This window comes from Halorubrum californiense DSM 19288, assembly GCF_000336875.1.
GTDB classification, from domain to species: Archaea; Halobacteriota; Halobacteria; order Halobacteriales; family Haloferacaceae; genus Halorubrum; species Halorubrum californiense.
Window position 1 is genome coordinate 113991 of sequence record NZ_AOJK01000025.1, and the last position, 16543, is coordinate 130533.

20 protein-coding genes, 1 tRNA gene and 1 pseudogene are annotated in these 16543 nt (G+C 60.7%); 11 read left to right on the forward strand and 11 right to left on the reverse strand.

Annotation, left to right across the window (positions count from 1 at the left end):
• The first annotated feature begins 199 nt into the window (after window positions 1-199).
• The 5 genes from C463_RS05535 (at window position 200) to C463_RS05555 (ending at window position 3574) form a co-directional block, all read left to right on the forward strand.
• Window positions 200-973: a GTP cyclohydrolase III gene (locus C463_RS05535; RefSeq protein WP_049905600.1), complete on the forward strand. Its 774-nt coding sequence runs from the start codon at window positions 200-202 to the stop codon at window positions 971-973.
• Window positions 974-1080: 107 nt separating this feature from the next.
• Complete coding sequence (locus tag C463_RS05540) at window positions 1081-1320, forward strand: hypothetical protein (protein WP_049905569.1); 240 nt, start codon at window positions 1081-1083, stop codon at window positions 1318-1320.
• Window positions 1321-1599: 279 nt separating this feature from the next.
• The gene (locus tag C463_RS05545) at window positions 1600-2511 is read left to right on the forward strand and encodes a 1,4-dihydroxy-2-naphthoyl-CoA synthase (protein WP_008441805.1); all 912 of its coding nucleotides are present in this window, start codon (window positions 1600-1602) and stop codon (window positions 2509-2511) included.
• Between the two features lie 43 nt (window positions 2512-2554).
• Window positions 2555-2998 carry a CBS domain-containing protein gene (locus tag C463_RS05550; protein WP_008441806.1) on the forward strand — a complete coding sequence of 148 codons (444 nt, stop codon included), beginning with the start codon at window positions 2555-2557 and terminating at the stop codon, window positions 2996-2998.
• Window positions 2999-3064: 66 nt separating this feature from the next.
• Window positions 3065-3574, forward strand: coding sequence for a hypothetical protein (locus C463_RS05555; protein ID WP_049905570.1), 510 nt, complete (start codon window positions 3065-3067; stop codon window positions 3572-3574).
• 319 nt (window positions 3575-3893) lie between these two features.
• On the opposite strand, the gene C463_RS05560 is transcribed toward C463_RS05555, so the two are convergent.
• The 4 genes and pseudogenes from C463_RS05560 to C463_RS05575 form a co-directional block, all read right to left on the reverse strand.
• A tRNA-Leu gene (locus C463_RS05560) sits at window positions 3894-3978 on the reverse strand.
• Window positions 3979-4033: 55 nt separating this feature from the next.
• The gene (locus C463_RS05565; RefSeq protein ID WP_008441808.1) at window positions 4034-4405 is read right to left on the reverse strand and encodes a ferredoxin; all 372 of its coding nucleotides are present in this window, start codon (window positions 4403-4405) and stop codon (window positions 4034-4036) included.
• A gap of 67 nt (window positions 4406-4472) precedes the next feature.
• Window positions 4473-4706 (reverse strand): annotated as a pseudogene (locus C463_RS05570) (DUF7508 domain-containing protein); the annotation flags it as partial.
• A gap of 25 nt (window positions 4707-4731) precedes the next feature.
• The gene (locus C463_RS05575) at window positions 4732-5190 is read right to left on the reverse strand and encodes a DUF5796 family protein (RefSeq protein WP_008441811.1); all 459 of its coding nucleotides are present in this window, start codon (window positions 5188-5190) and stop codon (window positions 4732-4734) included.
• 183 nt (window positions 5191-5373) lie between these two features.
• Between C463_RS05575 and C463_RS05580 the strand changes: the two genes are divergently transcribed.
• From C463_RS05580 to C463_RS05600, 5 genes are all read left to right on the forward strand, one after another.
• Window positions 5374-6759, forward strand: coding sequence for a hypothetical protein (locus C463_RS05580; RefSeq protein WP_008441813.1), 1386 nt, complete (start codon window positions 5374-5376; stop codon window positions 6757-6759).
• Complete coding sequence (locus C463_RS05585) at window positions 6756-7217, forward strand: hypothetical protein (protein WP_008441815.1); 462 nt, start codon at window positions 6756-6758, stop codon at window positions 7215-7217. Before C463_RS05580 ends, C463_RS05585 begins: the two co-directional genes overlap by 4 nt.
• Window positions 7214-7870, forward strand: a complete 657-nt coding sequence (locus tag C463_RS05590; RefSeq protein ID WP_008441817.1) for a hypothetical protein — start codon at window positions 7214-7216, stop codon at window positions 7868-7870. Before C463_RS05585 ends, C463_RS05590 begins: the two co-directional genes overlap by 4 nt.
• An 89-nt stretch (window positions 7871-7959) precedes the next feature.
• The gene (locus C463_RS05595) at window positions 7960-8886 is read left to right on the forward strand and encodes a shikimate kinase (protein ID WP_008441819.1); all 927 of its coding nucleotides are present in this window, start codon (window positions 7960-7962) and stop codon (window positions 8884-8886) included.
• A gap of 31 nt (window positions 8887-8917) precedes the next feature.
• A complete protein-coding gene (locus C463_RS05600; protein ID WP_008441822.1) occupies window positions 8918-9220 on the forward strand; it encodes a chorismate mutase in 303 nt (100 codons plus the stop codon).
• 99 nt (window positions 9221-9319) lie between these two features.
• Here C463_RS05600 and C463_RS18475 read toward each other — a convergent pair whose 3' ends face one another.
• From C463_RS18475 to C463_RS18485, 6 genes are all read right to left on the reverse strand, one after another.
• The gene (locus C463_RS18475; protein ID WP_152422367.1) at window positions 9320-9529 is read right to left on the reverse strand and encodes a hypothetical protein; all 210 of its coding nucleotides are present in this window, start codon (window positions 9527-9529) and stop codon (window positions 9320-9322) included.
• A 147-nt stretch (window positions 9530-9676) separates the two neighbouring features.
• Entirely contained in the window at window positions 9677-10318 is a 642-nt protein-coding gene (locus tag C463_RS18480; protein WP_152422368.1) for a hypothetical protein, read from the reverse strand.
• Between the two features lie 108 nt (window positions 10319-10426).
• The gene (locus C463_RS17485; protein WP_080510771.1) at window positions 10427-11566 is read right to left on the reverse strand and encodes a tyrosine-type recombinase/integrase; all 1140 of its coding nucleotides are present in this window, start codon (window positions 11564-11566) and stop codon (window positions 10427-10429) included.
• Window positions 11559-12083 carry a hypothetical protein gene (locus C463_RS05605; RefSeq protein ID WP_008441826.1) on the reverse strand — a complete coding sequence of 175 codons (525 nt, stop codon included), beginning with the start codon at window positions 12081-12083 and terminating at the stop codon, window positions 11559-11561. Before C463_RS05605 ends, C463_RS17485 begins: the two co-directional genes overlap by 8 nt.
• The gene (locus tag C463_RS05610; RefSeq protein WP_008441829.1) at window positions 12080-12505 is read right to left on the reverse strand and encodes a hypothetical protein; all 426 of its coding nucleotides are present in this window, start codon (window positions 12503-12505) and stop codon (window positions 12080-12082) included. The genes C463_RS05605 and C463_RS05610 overlap by 4 nt, the downstream gene beginning before the upstream one ends.
• Window positions 12506-12600: 95 nt before the next feature.
• Window positions 12601-12909 carry a hypothetical protein gene (locus tag C463_RS18485; RefSeq protein ID WP_152422369.1) on the reverse strand — a complete coding sequence of 103 codons (309 nt, stop codon included), beginning with the start codon at window positions 12907-12909 and terminating at the stop codon, window positions 12601-12603.
• 926 nt (window positions 12910-13835) lie between these two features.
• Between C463_RS18485 and C463_RS19370 the strand changes: the two genes are divergently transcribed.
• Window positions 13836-14699: a hypothetical protein gene (locus C463_RS19370; RefSeq protein ID WP_193365858.1), complete on the forward strand. Its 864-nt coding sequence runs from the start codon at window positions 13836-13838 to the stop codon at window positions 14697-14699.
• 90 nt (window positions 14700-14789) lie between these two features.
• Here C463_RS19370 and C463_RS17495 read toward each other — a convergent pair whose 3' ends face one another.
• Window positions 14790-16541: a UvrD-helicase domain-containing protein gene (locus C463_RS17495; RefSeq protein WP_080510772.1), complete on the reverse strand. Its 1752-nt coding sequence runs from the start codon at window positions 16539-16541 to the stop codon at window positions 14790-14792.
• Window positions 16542-16543 lie beyond the last annotated feature (2 nt).

The window sequence follows — 16543 nt, forward strand, 5'->3', positions numbered from 1 at the left end:
GCCACAACCGTAGGGGTTGTGCCCGGGGCGTAGGGGTTGCGCCGGGGTGGAGGGGTTGTGCCCGGACCCACGGCGGAGCGCCGCCGCCAGCCACCTCGACTACGATCGTCGCCGGCCACACCAATCACGAACCCGATACCAGTCCCACCTTCGGGATAACGGAAGCATAAAGCGGCAGCGTTCCGTACCGATGTTCACTGTGACGACGACCCAGGTGACCCTCGTCCAGATCGACAACTACGGGCCGTGGACGACGACGCCGGAGCCGCGCCGGGAGATGGACCTCCAGACGCTCCAGTCGCGGCTGTTCGCCGACGTCGCCCAGTTCCTCGGGCACCGCGACGCCTACGTCTTCTTCACTCGGTTCGACAACATGATCGCGGTGACCAACGGCGTCGACGGCGCCGCCCACGCGACCCTTCAGGAGTCGATCGGCAACCGCTACCCGGTCAGCGTCAGCCTCGGCACCGCCGTCGCCGAGCGCCCCGTCGACGCGCTCGAGGCGGCGAACCGGCGGCTCCAGACCGAGGGCAGCGCGCAGGACGAGAACCGGACCGAGGTGCTCGCCGGCGAGTACCTCTCGGAGACGGAGCGGTCGGACCTTCAGGTCGCCCACTTCGACGTGGTCAACGCGACCGGCAAGTACACCGACCGACTCAACGAGTTCGACACGTTCATCAACATCGAACGGGCGTACGGCTCGCTGATGCGCCACCTCCGCGAGGCGCACGGCGCCCTCTCCTTCTTCGTCGGCGGCGACAACATCATCGCCGTCTGTCCCAACCTCCCCGAATCCGCATTCGCGTCGGCGGTCGCGCACGTCGAAGACAACGTCGACATCGAGCTTCAGGTCGGCGTCGGTCGCGGCGCCTCCGCCCACGAGGCCGGCTTCGCGGCCAAACACGCGCTCGAAGACTGCCGACACGACGGGACGAGCGTCGAGCTGTTCGGCGCACCTGCGGTCAGCGACTAGCGAGTCTGTCCGCGCAGTCGGTCGGTTCGGGTGGCGTCGATGTCGAATTCAAATCTGATAATTTCGGTGCGAGGTTTTTATACACCCGGCAGGAACCCTCGGTTAGCATGTCAGAGGAAATAGTGTTCGTCTGTACGGCGGACGGCTGTGACGAGGGACCGTGGGAAGGTTCACACGACGCGATGGCGCACTGCTCCGAGCATCCGGACCACGGCTACACCGGGATGCCGCGGTCGGAAATTGACCCGACCCGCGAGGTCATCCCCGCGACCGCGACCCGGAAACGCGACAACCGCAACCTCCAGCATAAGGGGCACCCGAAGGGTGCGTACGCGCAGGACGACTGACGAGCCTCGCCGGGCGAGCCGCGACTCCGGCGTCCGTCTCAGGCGCTGGGATCGGCTCCCCGTCCTCGTCGTGCGGCGCGGCGAAGAACATTCCTCCTGAACAGGCCAGTCTTTCCTCCGATCGCTCCCCCTTTCATTCTCTCCCCGTTCCTTCCCCGCTCCGTTCCGTTTCCCCTCCGCTCCTTTTGTGCTCTGTTTGCCTCCCCGCTCTGTTCCCTCCCTGTTCCCTTTTCAGTTCGATCCGACGCTGTTTATTAGCGGCCGGGCCCACGGTCCTCCATGGTCTCGGAGATTTTCGATCCCGACGCGTGGGAGCCCGTCACCGACGAGTTCGACGACATCACCTACCACCGCGCCGTCGACGTCCCCGCGGTCCGGATCGCCTTCGACCGCCCCGCGGTCCGCAACGCCTTCCGGCCCGGCACGGTCGACGAGCTGTACGCCGCGCTCGACCACGCGCGCAAGCAGGCCGACGTGGGCTGCGTCCTCCTCACCGGGAACGGTCCCTCGGAGAAGGACGGCGGCTGGGCGTTCTGCTCCGGCGGCGACCAGTCGGTGCGGGGCGGCTCCGGCTACGAGTACCGCGACGACGACGAGGCGGGCGACGACGACGACGACCTCGTCCGCTCGGCGCGCGCCGGGCGGCTCCACATCCTCGAAGTCCAGCGACTGATCCGGTTCATGCCGAAGCCGGTCGTCGCGGTCGTCCCCGGCTGGGCGGTCGGCGGCGGCCACTCGCTCCACGTCGTCTGCGACATGACGCTCGCCAGCGAGGAATACGGGAAGTTCCTCCAGACGGACCCCGACGTGGGCTCGTTCGACGGCGGGTTCGGCTCCGCCTACCTCGCGAAACAGATCGGCCAGAAGAAGGCCCGCGAGGTGTTCTTCCGCGGGAAGACCTACTCGGCCGAGGAGGCCGCGGACATGGGGATGGTCAACGAGGTCGTCGAACACGAGGAGCTAGAGGACGTGGCGCTGGCGTGGGCCGACGAGATGACGCGGAAGTCGCCGACCGCGATGCGGATGCTGAAGTACGCGTTCAACATGGCCGACGACGGAATGGTCGGCCAGCAGGTGTTCGCTGGCGAGGCGACGCGGCTCGCGTACATGACGGAGGAGGCCCAGGAGGGCCGCGACGCGTTCTTGGAGGGACGCGAGCCGCAGTTCCGCGACTACCCGTGGCACTACTGAGCGGCGGAGACACCTACAAGTGCGCCGGCGCGGTACCCGGCGTATGCTCGTCGAGGAGGTGATGACGACGGACCTCGTGACCTGCGACGTCGACGCCACGGTCCGCGACGCCACCGAGCGGATGCTCCGCAACCGGGTCGGCAGCGTCGTCGTCACCGACGACGGGACGCCGGCCGGGATCCTCACGGAGAGCGACGTGCTCCGCGCCGGCTACGCCACCGACGACCCGCTGTCGACGATTCCGGTCCGGAAGGCGGCCAGCGCCCCGCTCGTCACGGTCCGCCCGAGCGCGACGCTCCGGACGGCGACGAAGCGGATGCGGTCGGAGGGCGTGAAGAAGCTCGTCGCCGTCGACGGGATGACCCCGGAGGGGATCGTCACCACGCAGGACATCGTCGACAACTACGCGGGGATCCGCAAGGAGGTCCGCGACCTCGCGACGGACGCCACGGGGTGGTCGGAGCGCTCCGACCGGCTCCGCGACTGAGCGGCCTCCACTCGGTCCCGCCCGCCCGATGCGCTCCGTTATGTACGCGAGCGTCGTAGGAGGGATATGAGCCGGTGGCGTCGAGTCGAGCGCCACGTGCCGGCACACGCGACGGGCGCTGGGCTCCTCGCCGGCGCCTCTGCGCTCGTCGCGGCGCTCTGTTACCTCGCCGCCCTCTGGATCCTTCGTCCGACCCGAAGGGTTCCGTTCAGCACCGACCTGTACCTGCTCGGGTACACCGGGTTCGTCTTCTACGCGACCCTCGCCGCTCCGATCGCGGGGTTCGCGATCGGGAGGGTGCTGTGGCGACGGCGACTGTCGGCCGCGTCCACGCCCCGACGGGGTGCTATCGCGGGTGCCGTGACGGCCCTCGGAACCGTCCTCGCGGTTCCGGTCCCGTTCGGACTGCTGTTCGCCGTTCGAGAGCTCGCGGGGGCGACCCCCGCGGTCTTCCGCGATCCGGTCACGGCGTTCGCGGTCCTCGCTCGGGGTGGCCTCGTCTACTGGAGCCTTCCCGTCGGTGCGGTCCTCGTGCCGCTCTGCGCTCTCGCGGGGTGGCTGTACCAGCGCCGTTGACCGTCCTCCCCGTGCTGACGGCGACAATCCATTCTAGGCTCACCCTACTGCTCGCGAAGTGCTCGCCGCAGGAGTGCGGGGGAAGGGATTCGAACCTCACTCACTCCGCTCGCTGCGCTCGCTTCGTTCCCTGTTTCGAATCCCTTCTATGCTGATTGCTGCTGCTCGCGAAGTGCTCGCCGCAGGAGTGCGGGGGAAGGGATTCGAACCACAGTCGCTCCCGTTCGCTCGCCGCGTCGCGGCTCGCTCACCTCCCGCTCCTTGGTTCGAATCCCTTCTGTTCCGAGCGCTGTCGCTCACGGTGTGTTCGCGACAGCGATGCGGGGGAAGGGATTCGAACCCTCGAACCTCTACAGGAGCGGATCTTAAGTCCGCCGCTTTTGGCCAGGCTCAGCCACCCCCGCGCGAGTCGGGCTACCCGCGGCGCGGTGAAACCCCTTTCGGAAGTTCGACCGAACCCTACCAGTCGACCGAGAGCGTTCCGTCGCCGTGCGGATCCGGCGCGATCTCCTCGTCCGTCCGCCGGTCGACGACGTGGATCACGCCGGCGTCCTTCTTGGCGGGACACGCCTCGGCCGCGCGGACGTTCTCGTCGAGGTCCTCCTCGCCGATGTAGTACGCCTCCGGCTTCGCCATGCCGCTCACCACGTCCATCACCCAGTTGTCCGCGACCTCGGCGCACTTCCCCGCCCCGAAGCACTTGTTCGCCTCGAACACGATCTTGTAGGGCTTCTCCTCGATCGGCGGCCCCTCGCCGCCGATGTCGCTGGCGCGGAGCACCTCGTCGCCGCCGTCGGTCGCGGCCTCGTCGCCGTCGGCCTCGTCGCTCATGTCACTCCCTCGGCGGCCGCGGGACTTTCGTCTGTCGGTCGTTCCCGCGCGTCTGGTACCCCCATCCCTCGACGTGATCCGCGAGCAGCCGCTCGGCGTGGTCGGGCGAGTCGGCCAGCTCCCAGCGCACCTTCGCGGCGTCGCCGTACGCGACCGCCTCCTTCAGTTCGTCGCGGAGGACGCCCGTGCCGAACCCGACCGTGTCGCCGTCGGCGTCGCCGAGCTCGTAGAGGGCGTAGCGGTCGGGCGCGCTCCCGACCGTCGAGCGGTCGAGGTCGCGCCAGGGTTTCGCGAGGCTCATCTGACCGGTCCCGTCGGCGTCGGGCTCACCGGTGCGCGTCGAGGCCGTCCTCGGGACCCTCGACGATCTCGTAGCTCCCCTCGGTCCAACCGTCCTCGACGAAGACGAACACGCGTCCGCCGGCGACCTCGGGGTCGGCGACGACCTCGTTGCGCTTGCCGTCGCGGCCGACGATCACGCCGGGGAACACCTCGTCGCGCTCGCCGTCCTCGACGATGACGCGGCCGACGCCGGACTCCTCGAGGATCTCGTCGTCCGTCTTGTAGTCGTTCACGTACGTCATCACGCCCTCCGTCTCCGTGGGGTCGGTGACGAGGACGTGGGTCTCCTTGCCGGGGCCGGCGGTCACCGATCCCTCGGCTGACTCGGGGACGCCCCGGTAGAGGGTCGTCCGGCCGTCGAGGTACTCGACGACGATTCCCTCCTCGCGGAGGTCGACGCCGATCGACGTCGGCGGCACGTCGCTGCGTGATGGCGCGGACATACGCGACGTTCGGGGTGCCGGCCTCAAAAGGAACGCGCTCGGGGCTCGCCCCGGAGTGCGCCGGCCCACGCCCGCAGACGACCCGTCCACAGATGACCCGACTGCGACGGTGCGCGACGGGGCGCCCTCAACCGCGAGAATCGGCGTGCCACATTTAAGTCCCTGCCGCGGGGAGTGCGTGTCATGGAACGGACGCGACGGACGCTTCTGGGCGTCGGCGCCGCCCTCGTCGGGACCGCCGGGTGTCTCGGCGTCGAAGGCGTCGAGTACCCCGACGCCCCGGAGAGCGCCGACGCGCCGGGCGACGGAGACGGTTCCGGCGACCCGTCCGAAGACGGCCCTCCCGACGACCCGCCAGATCAGACCGACGGCGACCCGTCGGTGACGAACGCCGCGCTCGCCGACGCGACCCGTGAGGTCGTCGACGACGCGGTGTGGTTCGCGACCGAGTACCCGGAGGCGGTGGCGACCTACCGCGACGCGGTCGCCGGCGCGGTCTCGACCGTCCGGTCGGTCCGCACGACCGTCGACGAGGAGGCGGCGATCTCGACCGAACAGGTCGACGCGGTCGCGGCCGCGGGGGAGGCCGCTGCGTCCCGCGCGGCCGCGGCCCTCGAACCGCACTTCTCGCCCGGCCCGCGGATCCGCGCCCGGGTCGACCGCCACGTCGAGGTCCTCCGGGAGTTCGCGCCGCGCGGCGACGTCGACCGCGCCCTCGAAGAACTCGACCGGCTGCGCACCGGCCTCGCGAGCATCGGCACGACCACGTACGTCGAGGAGGCGTTCTCTCGGAACCCGATTCACAACCGGCTGTTCCGACGCCTGCTGGCGCCGCTGCCGCCCGAAGACCCCGAGCGGGGCCGCGTCACGACCGGAACGCTGGTCGAACTCGCGGTCGCGAGCCGGAACTTCTCGACGTTCGCGCACCGGCCGTACGACCGCGACGAGATCGACCGCGACCGGATCCCGCGCATCTACGGCGACGCGTTCGGCCCCGAGCGACGGCGAGAGCTGCGCGCTCGGCTCGGCCCGATCCCGCGGCCGGCGGACCGAGTCGAGGAGCTGTTCGTCGCGTTCGCGGACCGCCCCCCGGTTGGCAATCGCCGCCGAGAGGCGTTCGAGGGCTGGGCCCGCGAACTCGACGGCGTCCCGGTCCACGTCCAGCGGTACCCGGACGCGGAGACCGCCGAGGAGCGGCTGTCGGCGGCGCTCGACGAGGGCTCGACCGAGGGGCGCGCGCCGATCGACCCCGAGGCCACCCTCGCCGGCTCCGACTTCAGCGGGAACCGTTCGGCGACCGAGAACAGTACGACCGCCGACGGGAACAGTTCCGACACGGAGAGCGGAGAAACGCCCGAAACCGACGACGGCCCGACCGCCTGGGACCGGTTCTACCACCGCGAGGCGGAGGGCGAGCGGTACGGCTTCGACGAGCACGCCGGCGTCCAGTACGGCTACGTCGTCCGGGCCGGCGAGTTCCTGCTCGCGACCGGCTTCTCCGGCGACGCGTGGGAGGAGCGGACCGGCTGGCACGGCAGCTTACGGCACGGGTGGGTGACCGGCGCGTGAACGCGAACCAGATCGGTCTCGTGGCCGCGGTGTTCGCCTTGATCGGCGCCGGCGTCGGCATCGTCGGCGCGGCCGCGACGGGCTGGGCCGAGGCCGCGCTCGCGACCGCCGCCACCGGCGAGACCGCGCGGTTCGGGCCGGTGTTCATCGCGCAGTCGTACCTCGCCGCGACCGCGACCGTCCTCGTCGCGGCGGTCCCGCTGGCCGGCGTCCTCGGCGTCCTCGTCGGGTCGCGGGCTCGCGGCGTCGTCGCCGCGGCGACGACCTGCGGGTTCGGGACCGGCCTCGGCGCGCTGGCGTACGGACTGATCGCGGTCACGGTGATCGTCGTCTCGCAGGGCGACGCCGCCGCGCAGGCCCACGGGCTCGCGGACGCGGCCCTGCCGACGCTCGCGACGGCGTTCGTCTCCGGCGCCGTCGGCGCGTCGACCGGCGTCCTCGGGACGGTGATGCGATGACCGACCCACGAAGCGGCGCGGACCGTGGCGACGACCGCCGCGACGGCGGAGAGACCCACCGACATAGCCGACGGGCGTCGCGGCGGGGCGTCCTCGCGGTCGGCGCCGCCGGACTGCTCGCCGGCTGCCTCGTGACCTCCGAGGAGGAGGACGGGGCCGACGCCCGACAGACGGGCGACGGGGCGGGCGGCGACGAGTCGGACGCCGACGGCGGTGACGGAACGGGCTCCGACGGCGACGGGGGATCCGGTGACGACTCGGGAAGCGACGGCGACGACGAGTCCACACCGGACGAGGTCGGTCCAGACGGATCGGGGCTCGTCGTCACCGACGCGACGGTTCTGGACGTGAGCGACGGCGGGAGCCGGACGACCGTCCGGGCTCGCTTGACCGTCGAGAACGCGGGGCGGTTCGAGTACGGGACCGTCGAGTTCCGGGTCGACGCGTACGCGACGCCGGCGGGGAGCGACGAGCGCGAGGCGGTCGGGTTCGAGTACGACACCGAGCGGTTCACGGGCGACGACCGGTTCGGCGGCTCGCAGACCCGCCGGTTCACCGTCGAGATCACGTTCCCGAGCCGACGGAGCAGCGTTCGGCCCGAGTCGGACCGGTACGCGGTCGACGCGGCGGTCAGGCGCGCCGAGCCGATCTGAGCCGGCGCGGGGCGTCGCGACCGCGGTCCGCCCGTGAGAGACTCGCCGTGATCGCTACCTCTTTGTCCGCGCTCGCGAGCCGTGAACCCATGGAGGGACGGGCGGCGGCGCTCGGCGCCGGAACGGTGTTGAACGCGCTCGCGACCGGCACGGGCGCGGCGTTCGGCATCGACGTCGAGACGCGCGCGACGGTCGAACTCGACCCCGCGGCGGACGGCGTCGAGGGAAAGATCGCCGAGGACGCCGACGCCGACACCGACCTGATCGAGCGCTGCGTCGCGCTCGCGACGGAGCGCTGGGGCGACGGCGAGGGCGGCCGCGTCCGGACCGACAGCGACGTGCCGCTGGCCGCGGGGCTGAAAAGCTCCAGCGCGGCCGCCAACGCGACCGTCCTCGCGACCTGCGACGCGCTCGGGCTCGCGGTCGGCGACGGCGGCCGCGCAAGTGACGACGCGGTCGGCGACGACGCCGACGACCCCGCGGTCGACGTCACCCGCTTGGCGGCCTGCCGGCTCGGCGTGCGGGCGGCCCGTGAGGCCGGCGTCACCGTCACCGGCGCCTTCGACGACGCGACCGCGTCGATGCTCGGCGGCGTCACCGTCACCGACAACGACGCCGACGAACTGCGCGTCCGCGAGGCGGTCGACTGGGACGTCCTCGTCTGGACGCCGCCCGAGCGCGCGTACAGCGCGGACGCCGACGTGGCGCGCTGCGAGGCCGTGGCGCCGATGGCGGACCTCGTCGCCGACCTCGCGCTCGACGGCCGGTACGGCGAGGCGATGACCGTGAACGGGCTGGCGTTCTCGGCCGCGCTCGGCTTCGACGCCGACCCGGCCGTCGAGGCGATGCCGCACGCGACCGCGGTGTCGCTGTCGGGAACCGGTCCGAGCGTCGTCGCCGTGGCCGACTCCGACGACCCCGAGACCGACCTCGACGCGGTCGCCGACGCGTGGGGCGACCGCCCCGGGACGCTGCGGCGAACGACGACCAGAAACGACGGCGCGGCCGTCGAGTGACCGTCCGCGAACACCACCCACCCCACTACCAATGAGCGACACACCCAACGCTGAGGACCGGAGCCTCGACGAACTGCGACACGAGATCGAAGACATCGACCGCGAGATAGTCGAACTGATCGCCCGCCGAACGTACGTCGCCGACACGGTCGCGGCCGTGAAAGACGAGCGCGACCTCCCGACCACCGACGAGGGCCAAGAGGAGCGCGTGATGGAGCGCGCGGGAGAGAACGCCGAGCGCTTCGACGTGGACGCGAACCTCGTGAAGGCGATCTTCCGGCTGCTGATCGAGTTGAACAAGGTAGAGCAAAGACATAATAGGAAAACCGACTGACCGCGGCCGAATTGGCGATTCTCAGAACAGGTGTTTATATACTGTTTAAATAGTAATCAGCAAAATCAGCAGACTGCGCGGACCCATTAGATATCAAGTCTAAATCCCTGAGTCTGTCAGAATATCCCAAGCGACTTGTCCCGGCCCAATAACAAGAAATCCACTAATCAGTACAACTGCGGCTTTAAGCTGCCAACTGAGGCTTCCAAATACTCCTTCTTTAGGGAGGTATGGCCAAAGAAATGCGAACACCGTAATAAATACTAATACAGAAAGAAGGCTCCCCCCAATCTGTTGACCTGTGACCATATCTCAATATTCTCTGTTTATCGAAATAAGCACTTGGTATACTAACAACCTCGACTGATTGGTGAATCTCCTGTACTGACCAGACCCCGGTCAGAATGTATCACCTCCTAAGGTTTTCAACAGAACCTGAATATCCTATTGATGATTCTAACTGTTATTTCGCCGCAATTCGATAAAATCTGACGAGGCGAGCTCCCTCATCGCTTTATCCGCCTCAACATAGTCATCAGTTTCGACGTGAACGCGGTATAGGTCATCCCACAGCTCATTTACAGAACCGACAACTGGCACAGCCTCTCCTACCCTTGGCCCCTCGTACAGTGTGCCTATATCGGTTTCTTCAACTGTCTCATTCATTCGTATTCGGCACCGTTCAGTTTGAATGAGGAGCTCAACCTCCGTCTTTATTCCAGCATATGGGACAAAATTTCGGTAAAGCAAATATTGTCCCTTCGCGGCAAATGCTTTAATTCGTCGTTTTACCCGCTGATAAGTCTCCTTAGGGTCGGCGAGAATATAGGGGTCCGTTCTGTCTCCGATTCGCAGCCACCAGTAGTTCTCATTGATTTCAATCCCCTTCACAACCAATCTCGAATCGGTTGCTTCTGGTGATAGCTGTCCGGGTGCGTATGGTAGGTCAACAGAGTGGTTTATCCAGAATTGGGTTCTCATCTCTCTTCTCACCTTTTCATGTGTCGTCCGTGTCCGAAGTGTGAACGTCCACCAGCCTCCAATAAGCAGGGTTGTGAACACGGAGAGTGCCTGTAATTGCGAAAATCCGAATACCATGTGAGGATACAAATCCGTGTTATCCCATTATTTGTTCGGCTGGTCTCTTCCACATAGTTGTCTCTAATTTATACGTCAAATAGACAAGACAGCAGACGAGGCCACCCACTAGATACCGAGTTTGAACACCGATTCCACATACGCATCCTCTACGTCTTCGTAGTACGTGTGGATATACCGATGAATCGCTGCTCGACCTGACCCGTGTTCATGCCCCGTTCTATCACCGCGAAGATATTGAACCCACAATTCAGGCATATTCGCTGTCACGCGGAACCACGTCGTGAACCAGTGCCGAGCATAATGTGGACTAATCGAGCGGAACTCATCCTCCACGCCATACTGGTACTGTGGATGCCAGTGCTTTGTCCATACGTGTCGCAGTGAATTGCGCCCTAACGGTTTCCCCTTCTGAGTAAAGAATACGTGTGGGTCACCGTTGTCTGGACGAATCAACAACCAATCGACCAGTACCCGCTGCGTCTCTCCATCCAGTGGAATAACCGTCGGCATCTTCCGTTTGTTTCCCGCATGCTCAGCACCATCATCCGGTGGGATATACACGGCATTTGCGTAGTCCTCTAACTGGTCATGTGAGCCCATAGCCTCGTGACGTTGTCCGTCCCGACCGTCGAAGTGAGCCCGAACATCTGCATTCGAGAGGTGAAGTTCTTCAAGCCGAATATTCGACAGCTCTGTTGACCTCACACCAGTCTTTAATTGGAATACCGTGGCTGCACGCTCACCAATATGCTTAATTGACTTGACTTGCTCAATAATATCCTCTAACACGAGCTTCGGATAATCATCTGGTTCAGATTCCCGGAGTTCGTATTCATTCTTGGCGATGATAAACGGATTATAGTGCGTTGGGTGCTTGAACGCAGGCTTACCTTGTAGCCATTCGTATACCTTCTTCACATAATTGACCTTGTCCAGTGCGACTCCCTCATTCATTGACCTGCACAGATATTGAATCCAGTCCTTGACGTTCTTCACACTCGGCAAGGTCGGATGTCGCGTCGAATTCACCGACATCCATTCCTGCCAGTCTCGGTACGCTCTGCGATAATGGTCTTTCGTGGTTTCCTTGAGTCGACGGTTACCGAGTATTTCGCGCTCGTAGTAATCGAAGATAGGCTCCCCCAACTCTCGCTCAATAGCTTCCGTCTGCGGTTGTAGTTCCAGAAGTGGGTCAGCCTCTGTGCCAAACTGAGCTGATGCAATCTCCTCTATGTCTTTATTCATAGCTCTCAGGTACGTTCTTTCGGTCTCCTAGCCGCAGCGCCCACACGTCGTATACTGCTCCGCCGAGCAACACTGCCATCACACACGGGTTATATCGATGGTCGTAGTCCGGGTGGAACTGCATCCACCGGTACCACAAGTAGAGTGGACGGAACCGAGCCGTATGTACCGTTCCTAGTGACGGTACTAATTCCAGCTGTTCAGCGATGTGATTCTCGATATCCTGTGGGTCGGCTAACGCTGGATGGACACCGTGTTCATCACAGTAACTGCGCCACTCTCGCCAAGCCTTCTCATACTTGTACTTCCGCGTCGAATACGACATACCTTCTAACTCAGCCGCATCGAAGGCTTCCCACTCTTTCTCCGCATCTATGTCGTCTTTGAATGTCTCAAACCGATACCGTTGAGATACGGCTTCAACACTCTTGTAGACGCCCAAGAACGCGCGTGCATCCTGCTCAACCATTGTTCCCTCATGATACCCTGACGCGTACTCGTAGTTCGTCTCAATCATAGTCGGTTTACGCGGCCCTCTTCGTCTATTTCGATTTCTTCGCCATCCAGTGCGTCAAGCAACTTTGTTAACCGTGACCCACGATTCTTCGCGAGGTGTTGAGCGATTTCCTTATACCGACATCCCTGATTCTCCTCCACGAACTCAACTATCGCCCGTCGTTCAGTTTGGTGTAACTGTGTCTCTAGCTTATCGCGTTCTTTGCGAACTTTTTCATAATCGTTCCAGAGCTGTGTGTTCCTTTTTCGAAGGTCGCTCTTCGATTCTTCAGGTTGGATATCACGGTCGAATTTTTTCAAGCCCGCTTCGACCATTGCGTTCGCCCACTGACTCATTGACATTCCCAACTCGTCGGCTTCCTGCTTCCACATCTCGTACCGGTCCTGTGGAGTATATACGCCGATGTGGTGTTTTTCCGTCATAGAGTGGCTAGGATGCTTTAGATTGTATAATAGTTTTCAGTTACTACACGGGTGAAGTTAGTGGAATAATTAGTCAGGATGACCGTGCCCACTATTCATGCGGGATTAATCAGCAGTACCCCACCCACAATCTGGACTTCTACACTATTCACACCCGGAGGAACGCCGAGTTTCCGTAGGTCATCACTGTCCAGCGTTGCAGTGAGAAGTTCAAGGTCCCCATCACGAAACCTCTGAACAGGTTCCTTCCAACCGCCACAGGTTTCTTGATTTGTTTTTACCTCCGAATCCTTGGTCTGACCACTATTTTCAGTAGGTAGAAAGTTGCTAACGGGCTTCGTAGCGCCTTCAATATCTAAGTTGGGCAGACTCGTATTTTCGTCATCCGATTCTGTATTACTCATCAACAGTAAATACGCTGATTGTCAACATAAGTGTACCTAAATATTGAATTTCCCAAAAGTAGCAATAGTTAAATACTAGTTCGAGTTCATTCCAAAAGTAGAAGACCTTAAGTACCCAAAATCAGTTTCAGACGCTGTTTGAGCCTATATAACCCGTATTGGAAATATGCTCAATCTCACCTCAGAGCGTATTCTGCTGTATTGATGTCGTTCCCCAGTAGCAAATATTATTGGACATTTAAAAAATTCCGGAATTTTGCTGTTCAGAGTGTAGCTACGAATAGAAAATAAGCAATAGCGGAGTTGGCTGTACTTCTCTTTCGGCTAATTGCGCTTGAGAAGACACATCATCGTTTAAACAGCAGATACAATTAGTTCACACCCACATAGCCGTAGTAATATTTGTTCTTTTTATCGGTCTGAAACTCTATTGGGCATATGGACAAACAGTGCCGCCTGCAAAAAGACGGAACTACTGTCGTCGTAATCGGAGGAAAAGACGACTCCGTTCAAGATGTTGTCCGAGCAGCCCATCATGAGTACCAGTGGTTACAGGAGAACGAGCGCGTACAGGTATTTGCATCTCACCAATAACACACTGTTTAGAAATCAGATATCATCTGAACCGCCAGTGTCGTTTCGTTTAGCACCTTCTCTTCCGGTACATCTGTGATAGTGAATCATCTCTTCAATCGAGCGTGCAGATGTCTTCAAATGGCAAGCTCTACATCGATAATACTGTCCTTCAATTCTGTCATAGAACAAATCCCCATCAGTTAGAACTTTTCCCCGTCCATTATCCATATCATAGATAGAATCTCCGATAGCTTTGGTTTAGTTCAGACTTTCCCATCTGTAATATTGTTTCTATATTATATACAAATCAGCCGTGTTGGAGTATGTAGTTGCTAAAACTACTGAATTAAATGTCCACGATACGCGATGAGACATGGAATATCGTGCTTGAACAGATAGCTGAGAGAGGGGAATTCAGAATTTCCGACCTCCCATTTGAGGAAGGGTCCAGAGCGACCGTGCGGAGAACCCTACGTGAGATGGAGTCGCACTCGTGGCTCACACGGGACTCGGAACACTCGTCGATTTGGCGTGTCGGTCCGAAGGCCGAACTGCTATTAAATATCTCACAAGAGGAGTTGAAAGGACCGGCGAGTAATGTAATTTCGTGGAGTACACAGGTCCACCCAGATGAAGTCCCGGAACTGATACGACCTCCACGACGGGAAAACCTCCGTCTGAAAAATCTAGTTGCTGAGGGTTACATTTCAGTGGATTGCTGTTCCTTTGAGATGTCATCGATACCTACTAGCGAATTTCGACGTATCCGGAGAAATGCAGCCGCTAGCGAGGCAATAAGCGAACCTCATGCTGACTTGAAGGCGGTTGGAGGCTGGCTCCTCAGTCAGTTAGGGTGCGAATCAATTGAGTACGAAGCTACCTACCCGAGAGACGGTCGTATTGCTGATGTCGCCTGTCGGAATGCTGGTTTCTACGTTGAGGTGGGAATGGTGGAAGATGTGACCCGATTCTATGAAAATTTGAACATCGATATCAAGACATCTGGACGCGAGATTCAGACGGTCTATCAACGGTATCCAGAGCCAACAGAGAAATCAAACCAAGTACAGGCGATGTTCTACGTCCCATATCCTGTAGATGGTCCTGAAAAGCGTGAGTGGAAATCGGAAAGCCTCCACGCTTACCGATTCACCCTTGGAGAAAACAAACCACTCGTTTCTAACCGAAATAATCGATACTGGGGAGAAGAATAGTTAATGAATCAGCTTCGCTATTAACACCTTAGAAGCAGTATATCATGTCCCGACCGTGTCCAAGACGGTGCCTCATTAGCACAACTTATCTCAGAGGAAAATTGGACACGGTTCATATCCATTCCACTTAGTAACGATGTACAACTGGTTAGCTGCACGAGTTACCGCGACATGGTATAGTCGTCGCTCTTCCTTCTCAACACCCGGTTTGTTCCGATACCGTTGTGCTTGCCGATACGAATATCCAGCCAGCAAGAGAATACGGGCGCTCTCTTGCCCCTTTGCAGAGTGAATGGTTCCCACCCTAATTTGGTCCGGTCGAATATCGTGCGTGTTATCGAGCGCTTGTCGGAGAGCCTCGCGTCGGGTGTCATCAAGCTGAATATTGTTGAGAACCGATTCTGTGGACTCCGGAGAATCAAAAACCTCGTCGATTATATCCGGTGAATACAGAGCTCCATCGTGTAGTTCCGGATACTCGTGATACCCTTCATCTGCTTTTGAATACTTAACGAGCGACCCGGAAATAGCATGTTCAACCCACGGATGGTCGATATCTGTAGTCGAGAGCAATTTCTCAACGTATCGAGGATAGAGTTGTTCACCTACAAGCCAGCGACGAAGTGTGTGCAGAATTTCAGGAGCTGGTGTTTCCCAATACCAGAGACCACTTTTAAGTTCACTATCCGCCGGTACAATAGGCTGGTTCGGATATCCAAGGTCATTCAGGGCCTTTGCGACACGCTGTACGTCGAGGTTGGTACGTCCAAGAATCATCACTGACCTATTCCTTGGGAGGTCAGCCACCAGTTTCTCAACCACCGGATGGAGGTCTTCAGCAGTTCTTCCAGCTACCGGAAGTGAGTCTACAACTTCATCAACGTCTTCTCGATGCGAAGATAGCGTCTCATCGAAGTACCCGTATCCCGCGATGATTTCTTGCGCTTTTTCGACGATTTCGGGAGCACATCGCCAACTCTCAGACAACTCTATTGATTTATCACAGTAGGTCTCACGAAGGTATCGTCCTGTGCTTCCTCTGAATCCGTAGATGGCCTGTGCTTCGTCACCAGCAATGATGACGTGGTCAAACTCCTGACTGTCTCGCCAGAGCTTGTACAGTCGATACTGGAGTGGTGAAAGGTCCTGAAATTCATCGATGACAAGCACCGAGCCTGAGGGAACCTTCCCCAATTTGATTGCACCGCGAACACAATCGTCGTGCTGGACAATCCCATTCGCTTGTTTCCACTCGTCCCACTGTTGCATCACTTCAATTACGCTACTTTCAGGCGCTGCCACCTGTGCATCCATTCGCGAATAGGCCCGGTATTCTTCCGGCGTATTACCATACCCGAGCGCACGGAGGTAGTTGTACGCCCGAAGAATCTGGTTGGCTGCTGGGAGACTTTCTCTGCCAGCAGTCTCGTCTACCCTTGACGGAGGCACATACTTGAATTCGAATTGAGGCGCACATTCCTCAAAGAATTGCTGGAAGACCTCTTCATCAGACTCTCGGTCCATTACCACCAACCGGTCGAACTGGAACTTCTCGTCTCCGTAAACAAGATTGTAGCAGATACTGTTGAACGTACGGACCGTAATCCCGTCGTCATCGAATTCCCCTTCGTCTACTAGCGCGTCCAATCTCTGGACTCCCTCTATCAAATCAGGGTCCTCCAACCGTGTGATGATATCGTAGGTATTCGCCTTGTTGAACGAAGTGATGAGAATGTCGCTCGGCTCTATTACACCGGCCTTGAGTAGCTTCAAAAGGCGCTGATTACACTCCCACGACTTACCCGCACCAGCCATTCCAATTATTCGAGTTACAGTAGTCATGA

Bases quoted from the DNA above. Each gene is read 5' to 3' on its own strand.
- C463_RS05600 (WP_008441822.1), top strand. From the start codon at position 8,918: ATGAGCGACACACCCAACGCTGAGGACCGGAGCCTCGACGAACTGCGA.
- C463_RS05545 (WP_008441805.1), top strand. From the start codon at position 1,600: ATGGTCTCGGAGATTTTCGATCCCGACGCGTGGGAGCCCGTCACCGAC.
- C463_RS18485 (WP_152422369.1), bottom strand. From the start codon at position 12,909: ATGAGTAATACAGAATCGGATGACGAAAATACGAGTCTGCCCAACTTA.
- C463_RS05580 (WP_008441813.1), top strand. From the start codon at position 5,374: ATGGAACGGACGCGACGGACGCTTCTGGGCGTCGGCGCCGCCCTCGTC.
- C463_RS05575 (WP_008441811.1), bottom strand. From the start codon at position 5,190: ATGTCCGCGCCATCACGCAGCGACGTGCCGCCGACGTCGATCGGCGTC.
- C463_RS17495 (WP_080510772.1), bottom strand. From the start codon at position 16,541: ATGACTACTGTAACTCGAATAATTGGAATGGCTGGTGCGGGTAAGTCG.
- C463_RS05550 (WP_008441806.1), top strand. From the start codon at position 2,555: ATGCTCGTCGAGGAGGTGATGACGACGGACCTCGTGACCTGCGACGTC.
- C463_RS05540 (WP_049905569.1), top strand. From the start codon at position 1,081: ATGTCAGAGGAAATAGTGTTCGTCTGTACGGCGGACGGCTGTGACGAG.
- C463_RS17485 (WP_080510771.1), bottom strand. From the start codon at position 11,566: ATGAATAAAGACATAGAGGAGATTGCATCAGCTCAGTTTGGCACAGAG.
- C463_RS18475 (WP_152422367.1), bottom strand. From the start codon at position 9,529: ATGGTCACAGGTCAACAGATTGGGGGGAGCCTTCTTTCTGTATTAGTA.
- C463_RS05595 (WP_008441819.1), top strand. From the start codon at position 7,960: ATGGAGGGACGGGCGGCGGCGCTCGGCGCCGGAACGGTGTTGAACGCG.
- C463_RS18480 (WP_152422368.1), bottom strand. From the start codon at position 10,318: ATGGTATTCGGATTTTCGCAATTACAGGCACTCTCCGTGTTCACAACC.
- C463_RS05565 (WP_008441808.1), bottom strand. From the start codon at position 4,405: ATGAGCGACGAGGCCGACGGCGACGAGGCCGCGACCGACGGCGGCGAC.
- C463_RS05590 (WP_008441817.1), top strand. From the start codon at position 7,214: ATGACCGACCCACGAAGCGGCGCGGACCGTGGCGACGACCGCCGCGAC.
- C463_RS05555 (WP_049905570.1), top strand. From the start codon at position 3,065: ATGAGCCGGTGGCGTCGAGTCGAGCGCCACGTGCCGGCACACGCGACG.
- C463_RS19370 (WP_193365858.1), top strand. From the start codon at position 13,836: ATGTCCACGATACGCGATGAGACATGGAATATCGTGCTTGAACAGATA.
- C463_RS05610 (WP_008441829.1), bottom strand. From the start codon at position 12,505: ATGACGGAAAAACACCACATCGGCGTATATACTCCACAGGACCGGTAC.
- C463_RS05605 (WP_008441826.1), bottom strand. From the start codon at position 12,083: ATGATTGAGACGAACTACGAGTACGCGTCAGGGTATCATGAGGGAACA.